The 26,201-nt window shown below is 60.6% G+C and carries 19 protein-coding genes; 5 read left to right on the top strand and 14 right to left on the bottom strand.

Annotation, left to right across the window (positions count from 1 at the left end; all coding sequences use genetic code 11):
- Nucleotides 1–18: 18 nt before the first annotated feature.
- From U1A53_RS04430 to U1A53_RS04410, 5 genes are all read right to left on the bottom strand, one after another.
- Entirely contained in the window at nt 19–1,317 is a 1,299-nt protein-coding gene (locus tag U1A53_RS04430; protein ID WP_322279244.1) for a DUF1501 domain-containing protein, read from the bottom strand.
- Between the two features lie 30 nt (nt 1,318–1,347).
- Nucleotides 1,348–3,867: a DUF1549 and DUF1553 domain-containing protein gene (locus U1A53_RS04425; RefSeq protein ID WP_322279243.1), complete on the bottom strand. Its 2,520-nt coding sequence runs from the start codon at nt 3,865–3,867 to the stop codon at nt 1,348–1,350.
- Between the two features lie 12 nt (nt 3,868–3,879).
- Nucleotides 3,880–4,515 (bottom strand): Spy/CpxP family protein refolding chaperone, encoded by a 636-nt coding sequence (locus U1A53_RS04420; protein ID WP_322279242.1) that lies wholly within the window; start codon nt 4,513–4,515, stop codon nt 3,880–3,882.
- A 79-nt stretch (nt 4,516–4,594) separates the two neighbouring features.
- Nucleotides 4,595–5,437, bottom strand: a complete 843-nt coding sequence (locus tag U1A53_RS04415) for a hypothetical protein (protein WP_322279241.1) — start codon at nt 5,435–5,437, stop codon at nt 4,595–4,597.
- Nucleotides 5,434–8,175: a hypothetical protein gene (locus U1A53_RS04410; RefSeq protein ID WP_322279240.1), complete on the bottom strand. Its 2,742-nt coding sequence runs from the start codon at nt 8,173–8,175 to the stop codon at nt 5,434–5,436. The genes U1A53_RS04415 and U1A53_RS04410 overlap by 4 nt, the downstream gene beginning before the upstream one ends.
- 162 nt (nt 8,176–8,337) lie before the next feature.
- Between U1A53_RS04410 and U1A53_RS04405 the strand changes: the two genes are divergently transcribed.
- The 4 genes from U1A53_RS04405 to U1A53_RS04390 all read left to right on the top strand — a co-directional run bounded on the left by U1A53_RS04405 (nt 8,338) and on the right by U1A53_RS04390 (nt 15,947).
- Nucleotides 8,338–10,815, top strand: a complete 2,478-nt coding sequence (locus tag U1A53_RS04405; RefSeq protein ID WP_322279239.1) for a PSD1 and planctomycete cytochrome C domain-containing protein — start codon at nt 8,338–8,340, stop codon at nt 10,813–10,815.
- A gap of 105 nt (nt 10,816–10,920) precedes the next feature.
- On the top strand, nt 10,921–13,206 hold the full coding sequence (locus U1A53_RS04400) for a hypothetical protein (RefSeq protein WP_322279238.1): 2,286 nt from the start codon (nt 10,921–10,923) through the stop codon (nt 13,204–13,206).
- Nucleotides 13,207–13,223: 17 nt separating this feature from the next.
- The gene (locus U1A53_RS04395) at nt 13,224–14,411 is read left to right on the top strand and encodes a PDDEXK nuclease domain-containing protein (protein ID WP_322279237.1); all 1,188 of its coding nucleotides are present in this window, start codon (nt 13,224–13,226) and stop codon (nt 14,409–14,411) included.
- A gap of 162 nt (nt 14,412–14,573) precedes the next feature.
- Nucleotides 14,574–15,947 carry a DUF1501 domain-containing protein gene (locus U1A53_RS04390; protein WP_322279236.1) on the top strand — a complete coding sequence of 458 codons (1,374 nt, stop codon included), beginning with the start codon at nt 14,574–14,576 and terminating at the stop codon, nt 15,945–15,947.
- 97 nt (nt 15,948–16,044) lie between these two features.
- On the opposite strand, the gene U1A53_RS04385 is transcribed toward U1A53_RS04390, so the two are convergent.
- From U1A53_RS04385 to U1A53_RS04365, 5 genes are all read right to left on the bottom strand, one after another.
- On the bottom strand, nt 16,045–17,304 hold the full coding sequence (locus tag U1A53_RS04385) for a PQQ-dependent sugar dehydrogenase (RefSeq protein ID WP_322279235.1): 1,260 nt from the start codon (nt 17,302–17,304) through the stop codon (nt 16,045–16,047).
- A 6-nt stretch (nt 17,305–17,310) separates the two neighbouring features.
- A complete protein-coding gene (locus tag U1A53_RS04380; RefSeq protein ID WP_322279234.1) occupies nt 17,311–18,240 on the bottom strand; it encodes an alpha/beta hydrolase in 930 nt (309 codons plus the stop codon).
- 47 nt (nt 18,241–18,287) lie between these two features.
- Complete coding sequence (locus U1A53_RS04375; protein ID WP_322279233.1) at nt 18,288–19,655, bottom strand: sulfatase-like hydrolase/transferase; 1,368 nt, start codon at nt 19,653–19,655, stop codon at nt 18,288–18,290.
- Between the two features lie 31 nt (nt 19,656–19,686).
- Complete coding sequence (locus U1A53_RS04370; protein WP_322279232.1) at nt 19,687–20,460, bottom strand: glycosyltransferase family 2 protein; 774 nt, start codon at nt 20,458–20,460, stop codon at nt 19,687–19,689.
- Between the two features lie 89 nt (nt 20,461–20,549).
- Nucleotides 20,550–21,323, bottom strand: coding sequence for a lysophospholipid acyltransferase family protein (locus U1A53_RS04365; protein WP_322279231.1), 774 nt, complete (start codon nt 21,321–21,323; stop codon nt 20,550–20,552).
- A 45-nt stretch (nt 21,324–21,368) separates the two neighbouring features.
- On the opposite strand from U1A53_RS04365, the gene U1A53_RS04360 reads away from it, so the two are divergent.
- A complete protein-coding gene (locus tag U1A53_RS04360; protein WP_322279230.1) occupies nt 21,369–21,827 on the top strand; it encodes a beta-hydroxyacyl-ACP dehydratase in 459 nt (152 codons plus the stop codon).
- Nucleotides 21,828–21,898: 71 nt separating this feature from the next.
- Here the strand turns inward: U1A53_RS04360 and U1A53_RS04355 are convergent, their stop codons facing one another.
- The 4 genes from U1A53_RS04355 to U1A53_RS04340 are packed head-to-tail and all read right to left on the bottom strand — an operon-like array spanning nt 21,899 to nt 26,183.
- A complete protein-coding gene (locus U1A53_RS04355; RefSeq protein ID WP_322279229.1) occupies nt 21,899–24,049 on the bottom strand; it encodes a HAMP domain-containing sensor histidine kinase in 2,151 nt (716 codons plus the stop codon).
- 7 nt (nt 24,050–24,056) lie between these two features.
- A complete protein-coding gene (locus U1A53_RS04350; RefSeq protein ID WP_322279228.1) occupies nt 24,057–24,308 on the bottom strand; it encodes a hypothetical protein in 252 nt (83 codons plus the stop codon).
- Nucleotides 24,309–24,320: 12 nt separating this feature from the next.
- Entirely contained in the window at nt 24,321–25,004 is a 684-nt protein-coding gene (locus tag U1A53_RS04345; protein WP_322279227.1) for a response regulator transcription factor, read from the bottom strand.
- A gap of 18 nt (nt 25,005–25,022) precedes the next feature.
- The gene (locus U1A53_RS04340; RefSeq protein ID WP_322279226.1) at nt 25,023–26,183 is read right to left on the bottom strand and encodes a vWA domain-containing protein; all 1,161 of its coding nucleotides are present in this window, start codon (nt 26,181–26,183) and stop codon (nt 25,023–25,025) included.
- Between the last annotated feature and the right edge of the window lie 18 nt (nt 26,184–26,201).

The raw sequence follows: 26,201 nt of genomic DNA, 5'->3' as shown, positions 1-26,201 counted from the left end.
TGGAGTTGAGACGGCCGATCAACCCAACACCTCACGAATCGGCGTGCCGTTGCGGACGATCTGGACCGGTCGGCCGGTCGGCGTTTGGTATTCTTTGTGCGGGTCGATGCCGAGGGACTGGTAAAACGTGGCCGCGACATCGTCGGGCGTGATGCCTTTCTCCTTCGGGCCTTCGCCTTTGGCGTCGGATTCGCCGATCACGCGGCCTCCGGCGATGCCGCCACCGGCGAGGAGGCAGCACATCGCGCGCGGCCAGTGGTCGCGGCCGCCGCGCGTGTTGATGACCGGCGTGCGGCCGAATTCGCCGGTGACAAAGACGGACGTGGAGTCCAGCAGGCCTTTTTCATGCAGCGCGAGGAACAAGCCGCTCAATCCAGCGTCGAGCGTGGGCAGGAGGCTATTTTTGAGCTGGCCGAAATTGTCCGTGTGCGTGTCCCAGCCGGTGAGATTGACCGTGATGAAGCGCACGCCAGCCTCGACGAGGCGCGTGGCGAGCAGGCAGCTCTGCGAGAACGGCTCGGTGCCGAACAGGCCCGAGATCGAGCTCGACTCGCGTGCGAGATCGAATGCATTTCGTGTGCGCTCGGAGCGCATCATCGCATACGCGCGCTGGCTGAACTGCTCCATGCCGGCCAGCAGCTTGTCCTTCTGCGCGAAATCGCCAAACGCCTGGTCATAGCGCTGCAGCATGTCCTGGCGGCGGTCCACATCGGCCAGCGTGATGCCTTTGCCCAACGACAAGCCGCGAATCTCCATCGACCTGCCGGCTTGCGGTGTCGCGCCTGTCTCAAACGGGCCGAACTCGACGCCGAGGTAGCCGGTCGCGTCTTCTTTCTCGCCGGGAATCGAGACAAACGGCGGAATCTCCATCGCGGCCTTGAGTTCCTTCGAGATGACCGCGCCGTAGTTCGGGTAGCGCAGCGCCGGCAGCGGCCGGTTGCCGGTGCCGAGATACTGCGTGCCGAGTTCGTGCGCGGCGAGGTTGTGGCTCACGCCACGCAAGATGACGTATTTGTCCGCGCACTGCGCCAGCTTCGGCAGATGCTCGCAAATGCGGATGCCGGGCACGTTGGTCGCGATCTCCTTGAACTCACCGCGATGCGTGTCCGGCGCACCGGGTTTGAGGTCAAAAGTGTCCATGTGGCTAGGCCCGCCGCCGAGACGCACAAAGATGGCCGCTTTGGCCTTTGCGTTGCTGTTCACGCCGCCGCTTTCGGCGAGGGCAAGATACTCCGACAAGCCGAGACCGATCCCGGCGAGCGATCCGACGCGCAAAAAGTCGCGGCGGAGAAATGGATCACGATGCAGACGGTTCATGGCATGTTGCGGTTGAGGTTGAAGAGAAGATCAATGATTCACGGTGAACTCGCGCGTGTTCAGCAAGGCCCAGAGCAGATCGCGCAAGCCGTCGATTGGATCACGCGCCGCTGCGATATCGGTGCGCGCTTTTTGCAGTTCTTCAGCCGTGGGTGGGCGGCTGAGCGTGCGCAGGAAGGCTTCGGTGATCATTTTGTCATCGGGGCGATGCTTTGCAGTGCGCAGCTCTGAAATCCAAGCGGGCGTGCCGCTGCGCTGAGTCTCGATGCGCGCGAGCATCTCGGGATCGTTGCGTGTGTAGAGGGATTGCAGCAGCGTGGGCACGGAGGCGCGTTCGCAGTCGCAGTTCGTCTCACGCGCGGATTTGCCGAAGATCGTCAGCGCGTGGTCCGGCGTGTTTTTGCCCGCAAAAGCCTCCGCGAGGCCGAACGCAGCCACATTCGGGCCGATCTCGCGGTTTTTCGTGTCTTCTGCAAAAGCGCGTTGCTGCCCACCTGCCGCCGTGGCCAGCGTCATCGCATCGAGCAGCACTTCGGCGGGCAAACGGCGCATCACGAAGCGGCTGAAGTTGCGTTCGTCGAGTTCGTTCGTCGCATTGGGCCGCCAGCTCCGCTGGTAGGTGTCGCTGGTCAAAATGAGCCGGTGCAGGTGCCGCATGTCGTAGCCGTGCGCGATGAATTCACCGGCGAGATAGTCCATCAGCTCCGCATTCACCGGCGGATTGGCGAGATTGATGTCGTCGGCAGGCTCGACGAGGCCGCGATGGAAGTAGGCGGCCCACACGCGGTTCACGAAGGCGCGGGCAAAGAAGGGATTGTCCTTGCTGCGCAGCCACTGCATCAACGGCTCGCGTGGATCGGCGTATTCCTTGATCAGCACCTGGTCGCCGCCGAGCAGCTTCGGCGTGAGCACGCGGCCGGAGTAGGCGCGCATGTTGTCCATCATCCGCGCGATGGTGTTGCGCGGATTGCGCGTGCTGACATACACCTCGTGAATCGGGATGAGCTCGCCCGCTTCAATGCGGCGGCGGATTTCGGCGCTCTGGGCCTCGCGCATCTGCATTTCTTTGCCGGTGCCGACGACATTGCTCACTTGCTTCACGGCAGTGACGAAATTGACCACGGGATCGCGGCGGAGATTGCTGTCGTAGCGCAGCGGCTCGAAGAACTGCTGGAACTGCTCGTAGTCCGCCTTCGTCCACTGGTCGAAGGGATGCTTGTGGCACTGCGCGCATTCGATGCGCACGCCAAGGAACGCGTGCGCAAACGACAACGCACGATCCTCCGGCTTCTGCACGTTCTTCCGCGCCCAGTAGTGCGGCATCGTCTCGCGCGCGGCAAAGTCCGCTGGATTCTCGCGCCGCAGATACGAGGCCATTTCGAGCGCATAGTCCTTGTAGGACTGGTCGGGCTTGCTGCGGCTGGTCGCCAGGATGATGCCGGCCGCGAGCTTGTCATATGGCTCGTTCTTCGCGATGCGCCGCTCGATCCACTCCCACCACTGGCGCGAGAAGTCGCCGTTCAGTTCGGTCACGCTCTCGTTGAAGATCTGCTTCGCGCTGTTGCCGGTGAAGTCGCACAGCTTCGTCGCCCACCAAGCCGCATGACCCGGGGAAGTGAGCAGTTCCTCGATCTTCTTCGCGCGCTTGTCTGGCACTGTGTCTGAGAGGAATTTCGTGACTTCGTCCAGTGTTGGCAACGTTCCCGCCACATCGAGGCTCGCACGACGCAAGAACTCCGCGTCGCTGCACAACTCCGACGGCACGACGCCGAGTTTGCGCAGTTTGGCGGCGATCAGTTCATCCACCTTGGTCGGCGTGCGCACGTTCGGAAACTTTTCACCAGCCAACTCGCTCACTGGCAGCATCACGGGAATGGGCGTGACGCCGTTGTCGTAAAAGGCCACGACATGTGTGTCGCCGCTGTTTTTGCACTCGACGAGGCCCGTCTCGGAGATGATGGCGATGGATTCGTCGTTCGTCCGGAAGCGCGTGATCTGTGTCACATCCTCGCTTTCGCCGCCCTTCCAATGCACGAGCACTTTGAGCTGCGTTTTCTCGCCGCGGGCTTTGAACACGATCTCGCGCGGCAGCACCTCCAGCCGGTCGAATTCGCCGCTCGTCGTTGCATCGTTCTTCGCGCCGGCCGCGATCCAGCGCTGCAGCAACTGATGCTCCCACGAGTCCTTCTTGAAGCGCTCCTTGCCCTTGTGCTTCACCTGCGCGGTGGGCTTCGTCACGAGCAGGCTGTTCGCGGCATCGGCCAGATTCACCCGCGCCTCGCCTTCGCCGCCGTCGGTGTCCTGCGTCAGTTCCTTGTGATCCGCGTCGAAGTCGTAGCCGAACAGCGAAAGCTGAAACCCGCCCTGCCCGGAGAATGAGCCATGGCACTCGCGCGTGCTGCATCCCGCGCGACCGAGCAGCGGAATCACATGGCGGCGGAAACTTGGCTCTCCTTTGGCAAACGCCGGTTCATCCGCCAGCACGCCGCCTGCCACCGGCATCGCGCCGATGAGCAACAGGAGCTTCCAGGCGGTGAGCGGCGGCTTCATGGCAATGGGAGGCTATTGCTTCTGCGGCTTCTTGTTCACCGCTGTCTTCATGCGCTGCTCCTCCTCGGCGGCGGCGCGTGCCATCGCCTCCTTCTGGCTGGTGCTCAAAAGTGCATCCAGTTTGCCGAGGAAGCCTTCGGCGAGATCCTGGTTCTTCTCCTCCATCACCCGGCGCCGGGCGGCTTCGTCGCCTTTGATGCTGAATTTGTCTTTATAGACGATGCCGACTTCCTCCACCGCCGCCACGCGTGCCGCGTTGATCTTTTCGACCAGTGCCCGCTGCTCCGGTGTGAGGATGCCGTTCACTTTTTCGTGAAGTCGTGTGGTGGCGGCCTCCATGGCGACCCGGGCCTTGTCACGTTGCTCGGCAGTCACGCTGGGGTCATCCTTGCGCAATCCGCGTGACGCCTTCACGGCCTCGTCGTTGTTAAAATCGTTCTGCGCCGCGGCGATCTGCTCGCGCTGCGCATCGGTCAGTTCGAGGGCGGCATTCAACCCGGGCACGAAGGGCGGGGCGTGAGGCTGCTTCTCCGATTTCCAGAAGGGAAAGCCGGTGATGTCGGCCTTTTTCTGCTTCTCCGCGGCACCAACGGTGCCGATGACTGTGAGGCCGGCAAAGGCGGCCCAAATGAGGATGGATGTTTTCATGGCTGGGCAAGGGTGGCTACTGCCCACTCAAACGTCGGGCGCAGGACGGGCTTTCCGGTATTTGACGCTCTCAACCGCGCTACGGAGCCTTTGCTCCCGATTCCAACGGCCCGATGCGTTTCGTGCTGACAACCATTTCGTCAATCCAGAGCTTCTGCGCGTGCGGCAGCAGGCCGGGACCGAAGTAGGGGGCCATGAGGAACTGATTGAACTTCATGTTGGGGAAATCGGTGGAGCGGAGGATCACATCCGTGTGCTCGATGACGAGTTTGTCATCGAACCAGCCGCGCACGATGCCGTCGGCGTTCACCTTGTCGGCTTTGAGGTCGAGCGTGTTGAGTTTGAACTGCGCCTCGATGCAGTGCCAGGCGTCGTCGGTGAAAAGCTCGTCCCCACTGTCGAACATCTGGCCGTTGTAGCCGCCTTTGATCGGCCCCTGAGTCAATCCATGCGGTGTGTCCTTGTTTTGAATGTCCTGCGCGGCGAGCCGCAGTTTGCCGTTCACCGGCTCGATGTAGAGGGTGAGATGACTCGCCGCCGGGCCATGCCACTTCGTGTTCTCCGTGGTCATGAAATGTGTGAGATGCGGATGATAGCTCCTGCCGCTCCAGCCCCAGCTTTTGGAGAGCTTGAGATAGTAGCGGATGAAGATTTCGTCCGTGGGCTCAAACAGATGCCGCATGGCGGAGGAACCCGCCACGGTGCCACTCGAGTCAGTCCATTCGTATTCGATGCATCCAGCGCCTGCCTTCGAGCCGCCCGCCATTCTCAGAGCGGTATGATCATACCACTGCCGTTTGCCAATTTTGGGATCATCGAAGCTCTCCTGAAAAAGCACGCTTGCGGGCTTCGCTTCATCGGCGAATGCGCCCGTGAGTGTGATGAGCACGAACAGAAGCAACGAGAGCGATTGTCGGTTCATGGCGCAGACAGTTTTACATCCACAATGCGGAAGGCACCTGCCGGGATCGCGAGCTTCGCCTTCGTGCCGGTAAACGGGATGGGTTGATTGGCGATGACATCGCGCAGGGATTGAATCGGGCCGATCGCCATCAATTCTGCTTCGACGCCAACGGGATCGACGTATGGCGAGTCCACGAGTGTGAGGCGGATCACTCCATCCGCGCGACGGGTGCCCATCCAGAAGCAGTGGGTCGCACGAACTGGCAGTTGTTCCGCCGTTGCGGCAAAAGCGGATGCGATGGCAGGTTGCATTTCGGCTGCGGAACGGCGCGCACCTTCGATCATCACGTCCACGCCGTCGGTGTGGAATTGCTGTTTGCCATAGCCGCCCGCAGGCAACGAAAACCAAGAGGGGACGATGGTTGGCAGGCCGTGGTGGTTCGTTGGCATGAAGGCATGCGCGTGGCGGTCAATGCCCAGCAAATAGCGTGGCGCGAAATGCGGACGTGTTTGAACGAAAGCCCATTCGTTGCCGGTGAACAGGCCGCGTGCCGATGCTTCGGGAATCTGCGGCGGCGGTTCGGATACCGCATGATTGTCGCATTGCAGAAAATCCAGGGATGGCTCGTCAAAGCGGAAGACGACAGGACTGAGGCCGGAGATCGTGTCGGGTGTCGGTACATCGAGGAGGCCCTTGCCCAGCAGGTGAATGAAGATGTCCCGCGACAACACGCCAAACAGCGTCGGATTCATCGGTGCGTCCTGGAAATCGTATTTGTTCTGCCGGTCTGGAAAGAAACCCTCGGACTTGAAACAGTTCGCGCCGAGAGCGGCGGAGGCGACGAGATGCCTGAGCATGTGGTGTGCATCGCTCGGTTTCCATTCGGTGAGATGAGCATTCACCACCAGCTGGTCGTCGATGATGTTGGCTTTCCAGCTCTTGACGAGTCCGCTGCGCCAGAGGCCGGCCATCGCCATGAGATTGATCTCCGGAGTCGTTGCAGCGCTCTCCTCGACCGACGGAATGATCCATGCGCGTCGCTCCGGCGAGAGCAGGCGCTGGCCGAGGTTTTGCATCGCGGGTGTGTACGCCCACCAGTTCTGCTTCATCATCAGGTGCGTCGGCTTGCGATGCTTCACCGCCACATCGATGATCGGAAAAAAGGATTCGTCGATGAATCGATCGAATTCAGGCTTGTTGCGCTCGAAGCGCGGCAGGTGAAACACGGAAACATTCAGCTCGCTGAACAGAATGCCGAGGCAGCTCGTGGGCGTGCGTTTGAGCCATTCATTCACAGTGCCCGGCGCCATGGCGGGGTGGTGGCCATGGCCGACGATGAGCACATGGAGACACTTTGAGGACTCGGCGGCATCGGCGAATTTCAGCAGCTCGCTGACCGGATACGTCATCGCCTGGGTGGTCTCGAAGCCTTCCTCCTGAAGCGCCAGGTAGGCGTAATAGGAGATGTTGTCGTATGGATAGGCGGCGCGGCACTTCGCCTGCGTTTCCGCCCAGCGCGGAAGCTGCGTCAGACCCGGCGAGCCGCCGCTGATGGCGACGGTGTAGGGCCGCTTCGCCGTCTGCGCATCTACAGGAAGATTCTGCACCTGGTCGCGGATCGCGCGCAAGGTGTTGTTGATCTCGTCGCGGTAACCCGGCGGGTCCATGAAGGCAGTGATGCCATTCGACGAGCCTGCGCCGAATGTGACGCGATGGACATTGCGATCCGCGCCAGTGACGGAAGCCAGCATCACCTGTCGTGAAGCCGGACCCGGCGCGCCCGCGATGCCATTGAAGACAAAATAAGAAGTGTCGCTGGTGAATCGCACGGCTCCAGAACGGTCGAGGCCGAAAACGCGGGAACCGAGTTGCGCCGCCAGGTCCAGTTTGCCATCGCCATCCAGATCAACGGGTGCCAGCGCGATCTGCTCGCAGCCCATGGCAGTTTTGTCGAGGCGGGCCTCCCAAAGCATCGTGCCCTTGCCATCGACGGCGAAGACGGACTTGCGGCTGCCGACATAGGCAATGCAACGACCGCTGCCATCAAGGTCGATGAGCATGCCGGATGTAAGGTTGCCCTTGCCTGAGTCCTTGCCGCGCAGATTCCAAATGGCCTTGCCACTGCGCGGATCGTAAAGACTGAACATGTCGAAGCCGTTGACGAGCAGCAACTCATCCAAACCATCGCCATCGGTGTCGCCGGCGTCCATCACCCGAAGACGCCTGCGAAAGTCCGGTGGCTCCACATAAGGGATCTGCTTCACCACCTTGCCCTGCGAGTCGAGCAGCGTCGCCGTCATGTCCTCACCGCCGACAGCCACATGCATCGCTTTGCGATCGAGCAGATGTCCGGCCGCGATGGCATACAGCGGCGCTGTTCCGCGGTGACGCCACAACAGCCCGCCTTCGGCCGTCAGTGCGAACACGGACAGCGACGCCGATGCGGCGATGACCTCCAGTTTGCCATCGCCATCGAGATCAGCGGTCTTGATGGCAAACGGCAATCCTTCGAGATCATGCGACCATTTGACCCGTCCGCTCTGCAAATCCTGACAGGTCAGAATGCCGCGATAGCTCGCATAGATGATTTCATCCTTGCCGTCGCGCTCAAGGTCCGCCCAGGCCAGTTGCCACGCCGATGTCTGTGTGGGAATCGACTCGACCTTCGCCAGGCCGCCTGTGCTTTGACCGGATGCTCCAGCCATGGCACCGCCAAGAATGAATCCAAGGGTAATTGTGTGAAGCGTGGTGTTCATGGCGAGGAGAGTTCGCATGGTAACGGCCTCGCGCCTGCCCGCCTATCCGTGGCGAGGCTTCATCCAGTTTCTGGCCACGCCAAATCAGCAGCGGATGCAAAATGTGCCCCCTGACGAGCAAGACAGTCCCCTGTGCGACCTTACTTTCCACCTGTTCGCCCGATGAAACTCGCCTTTGTCCCCAGTCTGCTCTGCCTGCTCGCCGCCGCCAGCCGATGCCTTGCCGCGTCGGCAGCCGACGATGCGAAGGCCGTCGAGTTCTTTGAGAACAAGATCCGCCCGGTGCTGGCAGAGAAATGCTACTCCTGTCATTCCGTGAAGTCGGGGAAAAACAAAGGCGGGCTGCTGCTCGACACGCGGGAGAGCACACGCCAGGGCGGTGACACGGCGGCGGCGGTGGTGCCTGGGGATGCTGAGAAAAGCCTGCTGCTCAAGGCCATCGGCTATGCGGATGAAGACTTGCAGATGCCGCCGAAGAAACAACTGCCTGCGGAAGTGGTGGCGGATTTTGCGACATGGATCGCGATGGGAGCGGCTGATCCTCGCGAGGGCAAACCGGGCTCGGCGACGACGATCAACATCGAGGAAGGGCGCAAGCACTGGTCCTTTCAGCCTCTCTCGAATCCGCCTGTGCCAGAGGTGAAGGACAAGCAATGGCCGCGCACGGACATCGACCGCTTCATTCTCGCAGCTCTCGAAGAAAAAGGCATCAAGCCCGTGGCAGACGCGCAACCGCATGAGCTGCGCCGACGATTGAGCTATGACCTCACCGGCCTGCCACCTGAGTTGGAAGAGCGCAATTCACCGTCATCGAGCCAATCCGAAATTCCCAATCCCCAATCCGAAATCGAAAGGCTCATCGCGAGCCCCCAGTTCGGCGAGCGTTGGGGCCGGCATTGGTTGGACATCGCGGGCTACAGCGAGTCGAGTGGCGGCGGGCAAAACATGCTGCTGCCAGTGAACTTCCGATATCGGGACTACGTCATCGCGGCGTTCAATGCCGACAAGCCGTATGACCAATTCCTGCGCGAACAGCTCGCCGGTGATCTGATGCCTGCGACGAACAATGCGCAACGCAACGAACAGCTCATCGCCACTGGTTTCCTCAGCATCGGCACGAAGAACACGCTCGATGAAGATGATCAGCGCTACATCATGACCGTCGTCGATGAACAGATCGACAGCATGGGCCGCTCCCTCCTCGGCCTGACGCTTGCGTGTGCGAAGTGCCACGACCATAAATTCGACCCGATCCCGACACGCGACTACTACGCGCTCGCGGGCATCCTGCGCAGCTCCGAGCCGCTCGCCGGAGCATGGCGCCGACATTTTGCCAAGTGGACGCAGGGCGTGCAGCCGCTCGCGGGTGCGCCCATCACGTTCACCGACGAAGACCTCGCCGAACAGCTCAAGGCCGCGTCGGCCCGCATGGGCTTGGGCGGCAAAATCTACCGCGCACAACGTGCAGCCGTGCAGGAAGCCGGGATGCAAAAAGCTGGCAAGGCCGAGCTGGAGGCGTTCTACAAAACGCGGCCCGAGGTGATGGTGCTCAAGAACGAACAGGACCGGCTCAAGGACATCGTGGAGAAGTTCAATGACAAGCTCAACGCTCAGTTGCCCTACGCCATGTCCGCCATGCGCGATGTGCCCGAGCCCGCCGACTGTGCGATTCGCATTCGCGGCGAAGAGTCGCAGCTCGGCGCGTTCGTGCCGCGCGGCTTCCCCGAAGTGCTGACCACCGCCAGCACGCCGAAGGTGAACCCGAAGCAAAGCGGTCGCGTGGAACTCGCTGCGTGGATCGCCAGCAAGGAGAATCCCCTCACCGCACGCGTCATGGTGAACCGCATCTGGCAGCATCTCTTCGGCGCTGGCATTGTGGAGTCATCCGATGACTTCGGCAAAACCGGACAGCCTCCCGCGAACGCAGCGCTGCTCGACTACCTCGCGCAACGATTCATCGCGCAAGGCTGGTCGGTGAAGAAGCTCATCCGCGACATCACCAGCAGCCGCGTTTATCAACTCAGCACCGCGCACGATGCCGCCGCTTATGAGATCGATCCCGCCAATCATCTGAACTGGCATGCGAATCGCCGCCGGCTCGATGCCAATGCGATTCGCGATTCCTTCCTCGCCATCAGCGGCCACCTCTATCTCACGCCGCCGAAGCTCAAATCACAGGTTCACCTGCGCACCCTCGATCCCCGCATCGTCTCCACCAACATCCCCGACCTGCTCGCGCCCACCGACCGCTACCGCACCGTGTATCGTCCCATCATGCACGAAACGGTGTCGGCGGATCTGACCGTCTTCGACTTCCCCGAACCCGAAATGGTGACAGGTCGCCGCAGCATCACCACCGTGCCCACGCAGGCGCTGTTCATGATGAACAGCGAACTCGTCGTCGATTACTCGCAGCGCACTGCGCGACGCTTGATGCAGATGACCAACGACGAACCTTCTCGTCTCGAAACCGCCTACCAACTCATCCTTGCCCGAGCGCCCACCGATGAAGAGAGCGCTGACGCCACCGCGTTCATTCGCGACTTCCCAGCGAGTGACAGCAAGAACCCGGAGCTGAGTGCCTGGGCGGCGTTCTGCCAGACGCTCTTTGCTTCGGCGGAGTTCCGGTATCTGTATTAAGGCACGAAGTGTGAGGCTGGCGGACTTAAGTGCTTGCTGAAGTTGTGGACGTATCTACAAGCCTTGGGATGATTAGACCTCCAGGTTGTAGATTTCTCTCGACTCATGAACGTCAAACGCAAGCCAGCAAAAATTCAGGCATCGGATGTATGCTACGAACTCCACACGCTTGGCTGGAAAGCGTTTCAAAACCTCTGTGTGACTATCATTGGCGAAGTCTTTGGCCAAACCGTCCAGTCATTTTTCGATTCACGCGATGGTGGCAGAGATGGAGCCTTCCAAGGCCGTTGGAAACCCACTGCAAACGAATCGTGGTCTGGCAGTTTCACAGTGCAGTGTAAGTTCACCGCCAAGGCTGGAAAACACTGGTCGCCGGCCGATTTAAAAGGTGAACTCGCAAAAGCCGCGATTCTCGCGAAGCGTGGCCTTGCTGATAACTACCTTTTGTTCACGAACGCACATGTTTCGGGCGCAACAGATGCAGCGCTTCGGCATGCTTTCGAAGCTGTTCCGGGAATTCAAAAATTCGCGACCTTTGGTCTTGAGCGAATCTCCCAAATTATTCGTGAGTCTTCTCGGCTAAGAATGCTGGTTCCTCGGGTTTACGGTCTTGGAGATTTGGGGCAGATACTTGATGAACGAGCATACGCTCAAGCCAGGGAGATACTGAGTGCCCTCGGCGATGATCTCGCAAAACTCGTCATAACCGACGCATACCGAAGAAGCGCCCAGGCTTTGATCGATCATGGATTTGTTCTGCTTTTGGGAGAGCCGGCCTGCGGCAAATCGACCATAGCGGCAGCGCTGGCAGTTGCGTCAATCGATGAATGGAGATGCTCCACGCTGAAAGTGAGGGATGCGGATGACTTTGTTGCGCATTCCAATCCGCATGAGCCCAAGCAGTTCTTTTGGGTAGATGACGCATTTGGAGCTACTCAATGCGATTGGCAGAGCGTTGCATCATGGAACCGTGTTTTCCCTCACATCCAAGCTGCGATCAAACGCGGCGCACGCGTCTTGTTCACTTCGCGCGACTATGTTTACAACGCTGCGCGAAATACCCTCAAGGTGTCCGCGTTCCCAGTTGTGCATGAGTCCCAGGTCGTCATTCAAGTCGAAAAGCTTTCATCTTCAGAGAAAGAACAGATCCTCTACAACCACATTCGGCTTGGGACGCAGCCGCAGGACGTGAAAAGCCGCCTAAAACCGCTCTTGTCTGGGGTGGCGGCACACCAACGATTCAGCCCTGAGATTGCCAGACGGTTAGGCTCCGTCGTATTCACCAAAAGTCTGATCGTCACCCAACCTGGCATCGAGAATTTCGTCGAACATCCAAAGGAGTTTCTTTGTGGCGTGATCCGGAACCTTGACACCGATTCAAGGACGGCTCTTGCAGTGATCTTCATGCGGGAGGGGGCCCTAGCGAGCCCCATCGTTCTGAATGGCGACGAAGGACAAGCGGTTGAACTACTTGGAGGTAGCATTTCGGGAATCCGAGAAGCATTAGCTGCTCTGGACGGCACACTGGTGCTTTACACAATCAGCGGAGGCAGCCACTTCTGGCGCTTCAAGCACCCCACAATTCGAGACGCTTTCGCCAGCCTGATCTCTGAAGATCATGAACTGATGCACATCTATCTGGCAGGAACTCCAATCAAGATGGTCTTTCGCGAAGTCACTTGCGGCGATGTTGGTATTGAGGGTGTCAAGGTTGTCGTGCCTTCGGAACGATACGAAGCGCTCATTCAACGCATGAGCACACTCAACACCTCAAAAGAAGAAGATCGAGATGCTCTGCATAGTTTCCTCAGCTATCGCTGCGATGCCAGCTTTCTACGGGCCTTTGTTGGCATGCGTCCTGGGTTTATTGCAGGCCTCCGTGTTCACTCATATCTGAGTGCTGTTAGTGATGTGGACGTTTTGGCTTGCCTCCATGAAGCGGGAATATTACCCGAAGAGATTCGTAGTAAGGCAGTGCTGGAGATGAGGGATCTAGCCGTCTCCACACCAGATGATGGCTTTCTCCGAGAGAATCTTCGAGCAATGTTCACAGATGATGAGTTTGAGGCCACGATGGATGACGTGCGGCGGGAGTTGTTGACCGACTTAGACTCTACCATCTCCGACTGGCGTTGGAACTGTCCTCGGAGAGAAGATCCCGAATCGTATTTCGAATCTCTCACAGACGTCCTGAAGACCTATCGCAAATCTTTTGAGACTGATAAAGACGCTGTGAATCTTATCAATGAGGCGCTGAGCGAAATTGACTCGGTGGTCGAGGAATTACGCGCTGACCAACCAGACGATCCGGATAATGATGATTTCAGGGGTTCGGCATCCACGCCAGCCAACGAGAGCGATAGGTCAGTGTTCGACGATGTTGATCAGTAGCCCCGTATATTTCCGTCATGAAACCAATTTTCTCCACCAGCTACGCCCCGCTGCTCGCCGACCTGAAAGCCCGCGTCCGTGCGGCGCAGATGAAGGCGGCGGTGTCGGTGAACCGGGAGTTGATCCTGCTCTACTGGCACATCGGGCGGGAGATTCTGCGGGCGCAGAAGGCGGAAGGCTGGGGCGCGAAGGTGGTGGAGCGGCTGGCGAAGGATTTGGCGGCTGAGTTCCCGGAGATGGATGGATTCTCGCCGCTGAACCTGAAACGAATGCGAGCGTTCTACGCGGCATGGGCTCCCATCAAAATTCTCCCACAGCCTGTGGGAGAATCGAGTGCCCCAATTGTCTCACAGGCTGTGACACAATTGCGGAAGGCAAAAGTGCAACAGCCTGTTGCAGAATTAGTGTCACGGCCCGTGACACAATTGGACGACCCACCAGAACCGCTGTCGCTGCTGCCGTGGAGCACGAATCTCATCCTGCTGCACAAGCTCAAAGACCCCGCCACGCGCCTGTGGTATGCGCGCAAGACATTGGAGAATGGCTGGAGCCGGGCGGTGCTGACGGTGCAGATCGAATCGCGACTGCATGAGCGCAGCGGGAAGGCGATCACGAACTTTGCGCTGACGCTGCCGCCGGCACAGTCGGACCTGGCGCGGGAGGCGTTGAAGGATCCTTACACGTTCGACTTTCTGTCGCTGTCGGAGGAGGCGCATGAGCGAGATCTGGAGCGCGGGCTGGTGGAGCATGTGCAGAAGCTGCTGCTGGAGATGGGCGCGGGGTTCGCGTTCGTCGGACGGCAGGTGCCGCTCGAAGTGGGCGACGAGGATTTTTATCTCGACCTGCTGTTCTACCATCTGCGGCTGCGTTGCTTCGTGGTGGTGGACTTGAAGATGAAGCCCTTCGAGCCGGAGTTCGCGGGCAAGATGAATTTCTATCTCTCCGCCGTGGACGACCAGATGCGCCATGCGGACGATGCCCCGACCATCGGCCTGCTGCTGTGCAAGGACGCGAAGAACAAGCTCAAGGTGGAGTATGCCCTGCGCGACGTGAAGAAGCCCATCGGCGTGGCCGAGTGGCAGACGCGCCTCGTGGAGTCGCTGCCGAAGAAGCTGCAAGGCTCGCTGCCGACCATTGCGGACATTGAGCGGGAGCTGAACCAGCCAGCCAACGCGAAGGTAAAAGCAAAGACGAAGAAGAAATGAGGTGAGTCGCGCTCCACGCCGTAGCAGGGGCTTTCGAGCCTGTGGTCGGGATCAAAAGCCCGGCCTAGAAAGGCCAGGCTACTATCACCCGATTCTCTTTCCCCCAAGCAAGACAAGCCATGTCCCAGGCTTATCATTGGCCTGTCCCACTGATTCACCGCCATGAACTCTCCCCCCATCCTTAGCCGCCGCGACATGCTGCGCTCCACGCTCAATGGCTTTGGCTATGCGGCGTTCGCGGGATTGAGCACACAGGCGATCGCAGCACTGAACAATCCCACAGCGCCACGCCCGGCCTTGTTCCCGGCGAAAGCGAAGCGCGTCATCATGATGTTCATGCAGGGTGGTGTGTCGCATGTGGACACCTTTGATTACAAGCCCAAGCTCACCGCTGATGCTGGCAAACCCTTCGGCACCAAGGGCACATCAAAGTTGATGGGCAGCATGTGGCAGTTCGCTCAATACGGCCAGAGCGGACACTGGGTCAGCGAGCTGTATCCCTACGTGGCGCGTCATGTGGACAAGCTCTGCGTCCTCAGCGCGATGCATACCGATCAGCAGGCACACGAGACCGCCGTGCCGTTTTTCCACACCGGCATCGCATCACAAGCACGGCCGTCGGTCGGTGCCTGGACGCTCTACGGTCTCGGCTCCGAAACACAGGATCTGCCGGGCTACATCGCCATGAACTCGCTTCGCCAATTCGGTGGCAACAACCACGGCAGCGCCTTCCTGCCCGCTGCGTATCAGGCCACGATGGTCAGCGCCGGTGGCTCGAAGGACAAGCCCGGCTCGCTGCCCGTGCCGGACCTCGTGCCCACGCATCTCACGCCCGCTCAGCAGCGCGCACAGCTTGAGTTTCTGCGCCGCACGAATCAACGACGGCTCGCGCTCGACGAAGTGAATCCCGACCTCGAAGGCGTCATCCACTCCTATGAAATGGCCTTCCGCATGCAGGCTGCCGTTCCCTCGCTGCTCGATCTCAGCCGCGAATCCGCCGACACACTGAAGCTCTACGGCATCGGCAATACGGCGACCGACAACTTTGGCCGCCAGTGTCTCTTTGCCCGCAAATTCGCCGAGGCCGGTGTGCGCTACATCGAGATCGGCACAGGCGGATGGGATCATCATTTCGACATCAAGAACCTGCTCCCCACCAGTTGCGCCGCCACCGACAAACCCATCGCCGGTCTGCTCACCGACCTGCAACAGCGCGGACTGCTCGACGACACGCTAGTCATCTTCGCCTGTGAGTTTGGCCGCACGCCCTTTGGTCAAAGCGACGGCCGCGATCACAACAACCGCGCCTTCACCATCTGGATGGCTGGCGGCGGCGTGAAGCCCGGCCATCGCCACGGTCTCAGCGACGACTACGGTGCGGAAGGCGTGGAGGGCAAAGTCCACATTCACGACCTGCACGCCACGATGCTGCACCTGCTCGGCCTCGATCACGAAAAGCTCACCTTCCGCTACAGCGGCCGCGACTTCCGCCTCACCGATGTGAAGGGCAGCGTGGTGAAGGAGATCATCGCGTGAGGCGCGCTTGTAGCATGGGCTTTCTAGCCTGTGATCATGGCGAGATGCCCAGCCTAGAAAGGCCAGGCTACTTCATGCTTTGCGGGCGGACGCAGGCTTACTGTCTCCGCAACCGCATCACTCTCCCCTTCGCCATGTTGCAGAAAAGCAGCTCGCCATCGCGCGGATCGATGCTGATGCCCGTGATGGCAGGCTCAAAGGCGATGATCTCCTGCTCCCAACGTCCCTTCTTCTCACGCGCCGCGATCACGCGGCCAAAGGCGTAGTCAGCGCAGAGATAGGCATCTTTGAACTCGGGGAACTTCGTGCCGTGATAAACACAGCCGCCGGTGATGCTGAGGCCGGTGGTGCGCGGATACTCGAAGATCGGGTCGAGCGGGTGAAAGTCTGCCGGCGGCATGTCTTTGCCGGGACCGAGATCGAAAGCGTGCAAACCTTCGCGATGGCTCCAGCCGTAGTCGCCGCCTTTTTCGATCAGATTGACCTCCTCGTAGAGATTCTGTCCGACATCGGCTGCAAAGAGCCTTCCCGTCGGCGGATCAAAGCTGAAGCGCCACACGTTGCGCAGACCGGTGGCCCAGATCTCCGTGCGCACGGTGGCGGGATCGATCTTTTCGCCGTGATGCGTCGTGACACCGACAAACGGATTGTCCGCAGGAACGGCGAAGAATGCCGAGCCACTCGCATCGCGAGCGATGGCCGGATGAGCATTCGGCGGCAGGCTGCCGGGCTTCTTGTCCACGTCGATGCGCAGGATCGCGGCGTGGAATCCTTTGTTAATGAAGCGCGCGTTGTCGAAGGCATCGTTGCCACCGCCGCCATCGCCGACGCTGATGTAGAGAAAGCCATCCGGGCCGAAGTGGAGATCACCGCCGTTGTGATTGCCCGCAGGATCAAGCTGCGTGATCAGCGGCTGTTCTTTATCGCCATCAAAGCGCGAGACCCGCTGATGAAGCTGATCGCCGATGCGCAGGCTATAGCAGACAAAGTATCGACCATTGCGTGCGAACTCGGGATGAAACGCGAGACCGAGCAGGCCGCACTCGCCTTTGTCATCGAGCTTGCCGTCAGGACGTTCGATGAAATCGGCGAAGATCTGTTTCGTCGGCGTTGGTTGATCGAGATGCGTCACGAGCTGGATGTGCCCGGTCTTTTCGACGACGAACAGGCGATCCTTGTTTCCTTTCGCACTGACGACAGCCACCGGCATCGAAAATGTCAGCCCGCCGAGCGCATCCTCCAGCGCATATGCCATCGGTGGCAATGGCGGCGGGACGGGAGGCGGCGGCTTCGTCTTCGTCTGTGCGGCGACGAAACCGCAGCACAGCATGAACATCAGAGCAGCGACGCGTTTCATGGTGGGTCATTTCGTTCCCAGCAGATGCTTGATGAAGAAATCGTTCGTCTCCTGGCCCGTGTTCGGTTTCTCATCGGCATGGCGGATCGTGCATTCGATGCCGAGCGCGTCCATCTGCTCCTTGAGTTTGATGCCGAAGTTGATGTGATGAATGCCCGTGCCCGGTTTGGCATCCGGCGGCAATGGGCCGCGTGGCTCGGAGTAGAAGGCATACACCGGCGGATCGTCTTTGGTGAGGTAGGTGATCGCAGCCGCCTTCTTGAACATTTCGCGTGCGGCGGGTGTTTGATACTGATCCCACTTCAGGCCGTAGAAACCTTCGAGCGCCGGATGCCGTGCAGCGGCCTCGCCGATCCACTCGGTGATGGTGATCGGGTCATAGGTACACTGCGCACCGAAGACGGCCATGCAGCTCAGCCGCGTGGACTCACGCAACACGGGGTCTTCGCTCTTGGGATCAGCCATGTCATCGTGAAAGCCGATCCACAGCGACGTGCCTGCCCCTGCCGAGCCGCCGGTGGAGCCGATGCGCTTCGGATCAATGTTCCATTCTTTCGCGTGGAGGCGTGCGTATTGAATCGCGCGGGCGCTGTCCATGTAATGCGCTGGAAACGTGACCTCTGGCGAGAAGCGGTAGTTGATCGACATCACCGAGATGCCCTTGTCCAGCAGTGCAAAGAGTGAGCCAGAGATGCCCTCCTTGCTTCCAGCCCGAAACCCGCCGCCGTGGATGAAGACGACGAGCGGCGTGGGTTTGTCCGACTTCGCCTTCCAGAAATCGAGCACATGGCGTTCATGAGGGCCATAGTGCTCGTTGGCGAGATCAGGTTTGAGTTTGGGTCCCTGGCGTGCGGCTTTTTGCGCATGGCTTGTGCCGAGGATGAGGAGGCTGACGAGCAAGGCTGTCAGCACGGACGGAAGTCGGTGCGTGTTCATGATTGGATGCCCACAAAACGCTGGCGAATGGCAGACGTTGCGTCCGATCAGAGGTTTGGATCACCATTCTCGCGCCGCCACACCTGCAACCTGGCCTTCAACTCATCACGTTTCGCCTGATGCGCAGAATCAGCGCTGAGATCAGCCTGTTCGTGCGGATCGTTTTGCAGATCGAAGAGCTGTTCGCGGTTTGCCTTCGGGTAGAGCACGTATTTCCAGCGTTCATCGCAGATCATGCGCTGCGTGTCGGTGAAGACGCCGGTGACGAAATCATGAACACGATTGGTTTGATGACGCAGGAGCGGGGCGAGGCTCTTTCCAGTCACGGTGGGCGGAATCGTGGTGTCGCTGAGTTCACAAAGCGTGGGGAAGAGATCGTGAAGAGTCACCAGAGCCGTGCTGCGCTTGTTTTGCGGCAAACCAGGGCCGCAGAAGATGAGCGGGCTGCGGATGCTGTGCTCATACTGGTTTTGTTTCCCGAGCAGGCCGTGGCTGCCGAGGGCGAGACCTTGATCGGCGGTGAAGATGATGATCGTCTCATCTGTCGATGGCAACGCGGCGAGGATGCGGCCGAGCTGTGCGTCGAGATCGGTGATCATCGCGTAGTAGAGGGCCAATTCCTCGCGCACCTCAGTCTCGACACGTGGTGTGGGCAGGAGCCGTTCGTCGCGGCCGTCGATGTTGCCGTGATCAAAGGGATGGTCCTTGGCGAAATTGGCCGGGAGCGGCATCTTCGCGGCATCATAACGGTTCTTCATGCCGGCGGGCCACATGCGCGGATCATGCGGGAAAGCGAAGTTCACATGCACGAGCCACGGTTTGTCCTTCGGCGCGTTCTGAATCGCGTGAATGGCCCCATCGGTGACATGGCGGCTGTTGTCGGGCTGAAGGCCAATACCTTGGTCGGGAAGCGGCTTGTTGGCGGCGTCTTTGAAGGTCCAGCCGCGATAACCGGTGAGCGGACGGCCACGGTCGTCGATCTCCGGTTGCGTGATGCCTTTCCCACCGCCGCTGGAGTAAAGCCCGCTCGTCGTGGTGTAGCCGCGCTGCATGGGATGGCCGTCGTTGTGCCATTTGCCGGTGTAGCAGGTGTGGTAGCCGCTTTTTTGAAGCGTTCCGGCCAGCGTGGCGAGTTTGGGATCAATCGCGCCGCCGGGATACTTCGGGTAAGCGCGGAAAATGTGGGTGCCGGTGAGAATCTGCGCCCGGCTGGCATGGCAGATCGGATAGCCCGCATACGCCCGCGTGAACGAAGTGCCGCGTGTGACGAGGCGGTCGAGGTTCGGCGTTTCGATCACCGCATTGCCCAGCGCATGAATCGTGTCCGGTCGCTGATCATCGCTGACGATGAACAGGATGTTCGGCGCGGCACAGAGAGAGGCCGTGCCAAGCAGCAGAAGCAGAATCGGGCGCATGAGATGAGAACGGCCCGTTTCAGGCCGCCCATCACGGTGCGACGATATTTTTCAGCGGATTGCCGCCACGTGCCGCACGCCAGATCAACAGTGGCAGTCGCAGGACAAAGCTCACCATCAGACGCGCGTGCATCCAGGTGAGCAGTGCGTTGTCGCGGATGTAGCGGAACTGTGAGACGCCGCCTTCCGCCGCTGTGAGGTAGCGCACATGTGTGGGGACGTTGATGGCTGGAACGCCCTGCCAGCAGATGCGCACGGCCACCTCCGTGTCGAAATCAAAGCGCCGGGCGAACCAAGTGCTGCGAAACGCGCGCAGCAGTGCTTGCACGGGATACACGCGCATGCCGAAGAGCGTATCGCCGATGCCCCAGCAGAGTGTTTCGAGATTGGCCCACGCATTCGAGATACGGCGGCCGCGCACGCGCAGCATCGGGGCCTCGGGGCCGAAGATCGGCTGGCCGAGCAGGGCGGCCTCCGGGTATGCTTGGGCGAGCGCGATGAACTTCGGGATCGATTCAGGCGGATGCTGGCCGTCGGCGTCCATCGTCAGCACATGCGTGTAGCCGGCGGCGGCGGCTTTTTCGGCACCACGGCAGATGGCGGCGCCTTTGCCACGATTCACCGGCTGTTTGATCAGACGCAGACCCGGATGCGCGGACTGCAGCGCCTCCACGGCCTTCTCGCTGTCATCGGTGCTGCCGTCCAGCACCACCCACACTTCCGGCCAGTGCTCCAGCGCATGTGCCACCGTGTCCGCCAGGAGGCGTCCGGTGTTGTAGCTGGGAATGAGGAGAAGAAGCTTCATGTGCCCTCGCAAGGGAGGCGTGATGGACACGAGGAAGCCCCCCGCCGCAAGTGCAAATCAACCCCGGCGGCAACTCGCCCAATCCAGGCTCACGCGTCCGTTTTAGGCCCGTTGTTGAGCGCGACGAGACCGGCTAGACACACGGCTCGCAGTCGCTCGGTGAAATCTGCCGCGCTTTCATCCGGCGGGCTGGCCAGCGGCTCGCCCAGGGTGATGCGCAGCTTGATCTTTCGGTCTGGCAGCCGCCACAGCGGCCAGCCTTTGCACAGGTAGTCGCTGTTGGTCTCGATGAAGACCGGCCACACCGGCGCACTCGACTGCGTGGCGATGATGCCGATTCCTCCCTGGAAGCGATTCACAGCGTTTTCCTGCTTCCGTGTGCGTGTGCCCTCCGGGAAAAACAGCAGGCGGTCGCCCTGGCGCAGCGCCTCGATGGCGTGCTGCAGCATCTTGTGCGCGGGCTTGTTTGGGATGAAGCCCGCCAGCCTTGCCCCGCCGCGAAGGAAGGGGTTGTGCATCAACGAGGCCTTCAAAATGCAGCGCAGGCCGCGTATTTTCGCGATCACGAACACCGCGTCCCACAACGCCGGGTGGTTCGGCGCGATGATCAGCCCGCCGGTGACGCCATCCAGCGCCTCAAAGCCGCGAAACTCGCACTCAAACACGCCGCACAGCCGCAGCAGCCGCAAAAAGTCATTAAACGCCTCCTGTAGCAGCCACTGGCCGATCGCGCGTGATCTCTCCAGCGGCAGCAACGGCGCAAGCACCAGCCCCGCCAGCACAAACAGGAACCCGCCCCCAGCCCAATAGGCCATGCTGAGAACCAGCACGAATGCGAGCCACAGGCGATGCAGCAGCTTCATCAGCATGCGACGGTGGTGCTTTGGGGTTTGCCCTGCGGTTGATTCATGAATAAGTGGCAAAGCATGCATTCATCGCCCGATCTTGTCCAAGCGCTTTCCGCTCTGCCACACGGCCCGGAGTTCCGTTTCATTGATGAACTCACCGAGCTCGTGCCCGGTGTCTCCGCCAAGGCAGTGTGGAAGCTCAAAGGCGATGAGGAATTTCTGCGCGGCCATTTTCCCGGCGCACCGCTCATGCCCGGCGTGCTCATGATCGAGGCGCTGGCGCAGCTCGGCGGCATCCTGGTGCAGACGCGACCCGGCGAAGCGCCGCTCAAAAACTTGCGTCTGACCGCCGTGCGCCAGATCAAGATCCTCGGCAGCATCACGCCCGGCCAGTCGCTTCACCTCAGCGGCGCACTTCAAGGCATGCTCGACACCTTGGGGCAGGTGATCGGCGAAATCCGCGATGACGCGGGCAACGTCATCATCACCGGATCTGTCACACTCGCGGGTGAGAAGTGACCAAGGAGAGGCACTTGCCAAGTGCCGTTTCAAATCAGCGGGACTTGGCAAGTCCCGCTCCTTGCGATCCTTCACTTCGGCAGGCTCAGCACAAAGCACGCGCCGTCCTTGTGCGCCGCATCCAGCGTGATCGCACCACCCAGCGCTGTCGCCAGTCGGCGACACAGCGCGAGTCCAAGGCCAACACCCGGCGCGGAATGCGCCGCCTGGTCCGCGCTCTTGTGAAACGGATGGAAGATGCGCCGCCGCTCGCTGCGGGAGATGCCGCCACCGTGATCGCGCACGCGCAGCATGGCGAACTTACCGCTCGTGTCCGCCTCCACATGGATCACCGGCTCCGCCGCGCGCGGGGCGGCGTATTTGCAGGCGTTATCGACGAGATTGAAAAGGATCTGCTCCACCGCCGCCGCGTCGATGTGCAGTTGCGTCTTGCGGTCGGCTTCCGTGGCATGCACGTGCACCTCCATGCCGCAATCGTCGGCGCGTTGCTTCAAACGCGGGAAAATGCGGTCCAGCAGCTCGCCGATGGTCACGTTCTCGGCTCTCGCCTTCGCGCTGCCGCGTTCGAGACGCGCATAAGCCAACACATTCTCGACGAGATGACTCAAACGGCCCGCCTCGCCCGTCAGCGTGTCGAGATAGGTCTTCCGCTGCGCCTCATCCGTCACCATGCCGTCTGCCAGCATCTCCGAGTAAAGGCGGAACGTCGTCAGCGGCGTGCGCAGCTCATGCGTCACGGCGGAAACGAAATCCGCGCGGCGTTCGCTCAGCGCCACAGTGCCATGCAGCACTAGGCCGACCGCCGCCGCCGCCAGCAGCACGCAGGCCAGCGCGATGGCGAGCGATTTGCGCAACGGCGTCCAAAATGGCAGCGGCGGCAGTTGAATCACACCCGCGACCAATCGCACCGGCAGCGCCGCGAAGCGCAGCGGATCATCCGTGGGCCGCGTTCCCAGACTCACGTTCGCGGCGGGTTCGAGATGCGCGTCAGGAAACAAATCCGTGATCTCTTTCAGCCACGCCTCACGCAGCGCCGGCCAGTCCAGCCACACGCCCTGCACCATGCGCGCACCATCCACCACAGCCTCACGCGTCAGCACCAGATGCTGGCCCAGCCACACGCCTTGAAAAGGCCGCGAACTCGTGGATGAAACCTCGCTTTTGAGCGCAGACAGGTTTTCCTTCGCGCCTGCGGCTCTGGAGGTGCCGAAACCATTCTGCGGCGGTGTGTTGAACGCGCCAGCCATCGCAGCCGGTGCCGCAGGAGCGGCGGCGGGCAGCGGCATGGCAGCGGCCTTGTCCATTTCTGCGTCGATATTCTTCTCCGCAGGCTTGCCACTCGGTTTGGGAGCCTCGGCGATAGCTTTGGAGAAGACTTTGGATGGTGGCATCGGCTCCTTCATCTTGATCATCGGCTGCTGTTTGATCGCTTCCTCGTTCTGCGCTGTGACTGCCCGGCTGCGCAGTGCGTTTTCGGTGCTGTTGAGTTGCAGTTGCTGCTGCGTGGCCACTTGCCCCTCCTGTACCGCCCAGGCATTGTTGCGTGGCAGATTCGCGTCATTGGCAACGAGCGGCTTGTTGTCATCCAAGCCAAGACGCGGCACGCTGGCCTGTTCGGCGAGGATTTGCCGGTTGTAGATCGGCGGCCCGGTTGGTGCGGGTGCCGGTGTGCGAGTACTGCTGCCGGGCCAGTAGGATGAGACATCTGCTTTGGGAGCGATCGAATGGGCCGGTTGCGCCAGCAGCTCACGCAGACCGCTCAGGCGTTGCTCGCAGCGCGTCAAATCGTCCGCGTTCACGAATTGCGCCAGCGCCAGCGTGCGCTCGCCATTCTGCGGCACTTGCGGGGAGATGATCTGCCCGCGCGAGTCCATCTGAAAGTGAAGCAGCACATGCTCCGGCGTCTCCGCGAGCAGAGACGACGGCACCAGCACCTCGCCCTTCGCCACATTGCTATATGCCTTGTTCACCAGGCCTTCCGGCGCATGAAACGGCCGGAAATCATGCGGCGGCCGCGCGTTCTCGCGAATCATGAGCGCGCTCGCCTGGAAATCGAGCCGCCACAGCGCCAGCCGTACGCGCTCCTGCTGGTCCGCGTCCCGCGCCGCCTCCTCCCGCGTGCGCTCCAGCGCCAGCGTGTGCCAGCTCACCCACGCCATCGCCGCGAGCAGCAGCCCGAGGCAGGCGAGGAAGGTGATCCAGATATGGAGAGGTTTGCGCATGGTCTTCTCAAGATGCTGACATCATCATGCCGTAAACAAGCCAAGACATCAGGTTTAGCACCGCACCGAGCGTGGCAATGCCACCGAACGGGCAACACGAGCTAATGCCGAACACGAAAGCCGCTAGTTGGCTGGCCAGACACAAGCCCATCCATCCAAGTGCAAAAAGCACCCATCCACCGAGCACAAAACCCATCGCCGCCGATGCAAACACTCTTAGTGCGGTGGAGGTGCCAAAGAATGGTGAGTTTAGTTTCATGACGTCATCTTATCACGCGAGCTGGTAGCCTTTTCCTCGCACGGTGACGATCACACGCGGCGACTCGGCATCATCTCGCAGTTTGTGCCTTAAATTGGCGATGTGCATGTCCACGGTGCGCGTCTCCGTCTGCTTGTTGTCGATGTGCCAGACGCGCTGAAGCAGTTCTTCACGCGAAACGGGCCTGCCGCGATTCAACGCGAGGTAGCGCAGCACATCACGCTCGCGTTCGGAAAGCTCGGCGCTTTCGCCGTTTTCGAAGCGGGCCACGCTCTGGCCGAAGTCAATCGTCGCCACGGCCAGCGTGAGCGTTTCGCTCACTGGCTGACGTTCAGGTGCTCTCCGTAGCACCGCTTCGACGCGGGCGAGTAATTCGCGCACGCTGAAGGGCTTCACGACATAATCATCCGCGCCAAGTCGCAGCCCGCGCACGCGATCATTCTCCTCGCCACGGGCCGAGAGAATGATCACCGGCGTTCCCGGTCGCTCACGACGCAGCGCCTTCAAAATATCGAAGCCGCTAGCATGCGGCAGCACGAGATCGAGCAGCATGAGGTCAAAGGTCGCGCTCAAGGCCAGTTTGAGCCCCTTTTCACCGTCTCCGGCTTCCAAGGTCGTGTGTCCGGCAAACTTGAGTGCATCCAAGACGCCGCGACGGATCGCGGCGTCGTCTTCGATGACCAGAATGGTGTGCATGCGGAAAGGTTAACGGGTCTATTTCTCCCACGCGATGCCTTTTTTCTCCGCCTGCATGCGCAGCGCTTTCACCATCGCGGTGTCCAGGGTGTCATTCTTGGCGGATTCCTTGCGTTGGGTGGCGACGTAGGCCTCGCGTTCCTTGTTCAGGGTCAGCACCTTCTTTTGAATCTCTTCACGCTCGGCGGTTTTCTTCACGAGGTGGGCCTTGCGCTCCTCGACGGTCATTGTCTTCATCTCCTCGGGCAGATCGGCCTCTTTGACCTTCGTGATGTCGAAGCTCTTGTCCTTGCTGGCATCCACGAGATCCCAGCCGCTGTTGAAGTAATTCGCACTGGCCTTGCTGACGATGCGCTGCACCTGCGCCCCTGATTCGGGCTTTGCGGCGGCATTGCTGTCCTGCGCGACTTGCCGTGCTTTCGCGGCGGGAGCAGCGGCACCGTAGTTGATGTAAGTCTTGTTCAGCTCCTCGTTGAGTTTCACGATCTCTTTATCCTGCGGGGCTTCGATATGAACGATGGCCTGGTTCTGGTCGATCACGAGGTATTTGCCGTCCGCGAGCAGCGCGCCTTGGTTCCAATGCTCCGCGATGCCCTGGGCTTCGCCGCCGCAATGGATCGTGTTCACGATGATGCCCTTGGCGATGGCGTCTTTGCAGCTCTGCTTCGAATCAATCGGCCCCTGCGTGAACGGTTCGTTGCCAGCGATGAAGATCGCTTTGTAAACCTTCGGATTCGCATCCCAGGCGAGGTCCAATGTCGCACGCTGGATCACCGCGCCGCAGTATTCCTCGCCGCCGTTGGTGGCGAGGGCGAACAGCTCCTCGGAGACCTTGTCGAGATCCCGCGTAAGCGGCTGAATCTGGCGAATCCAGTTCGTTTTGGAACCCAGGGCGTCCTTGCCGTATTCATAGAGCGCCACCTGCACGACGGGCGTTTTGCCATCCTGCTTGGCGGTGATGAATTCGTTCACCAGCTTCCAGATCTGCGTTTTGGCCTGCTCAATGAGGCCCTGCATGCTGCCGCTGGTGTCGAGAAGCACGGCGATTTGGACCAGTGGCCCATCAACAGCGGCTTCAACTTTGGTGACTTCCGCCACAGGTGCGGGCGGACGAACTTCTTTGGCGATGGCAAGGCACGCGGTCAAAGCCGTGGCGACTAGGATGTGTTTCGTTTTCATGGATGTGGTTTGGGTGGA

This window comes from Prosthecobacter sp. (genome assembly GCF_034366625.1).
GTDB lineage: Bacteria > Verrucomicrobiota > Verrucomicrobiia > Verrucomicrobiales > Verrucomicrobiaceae > Prosthecobacter.
The sequence above is the reverse complement of the archived record's forward strand: the minus strand, read 5'-3'. Positions and strand labels throughout refer to the sequence as shown.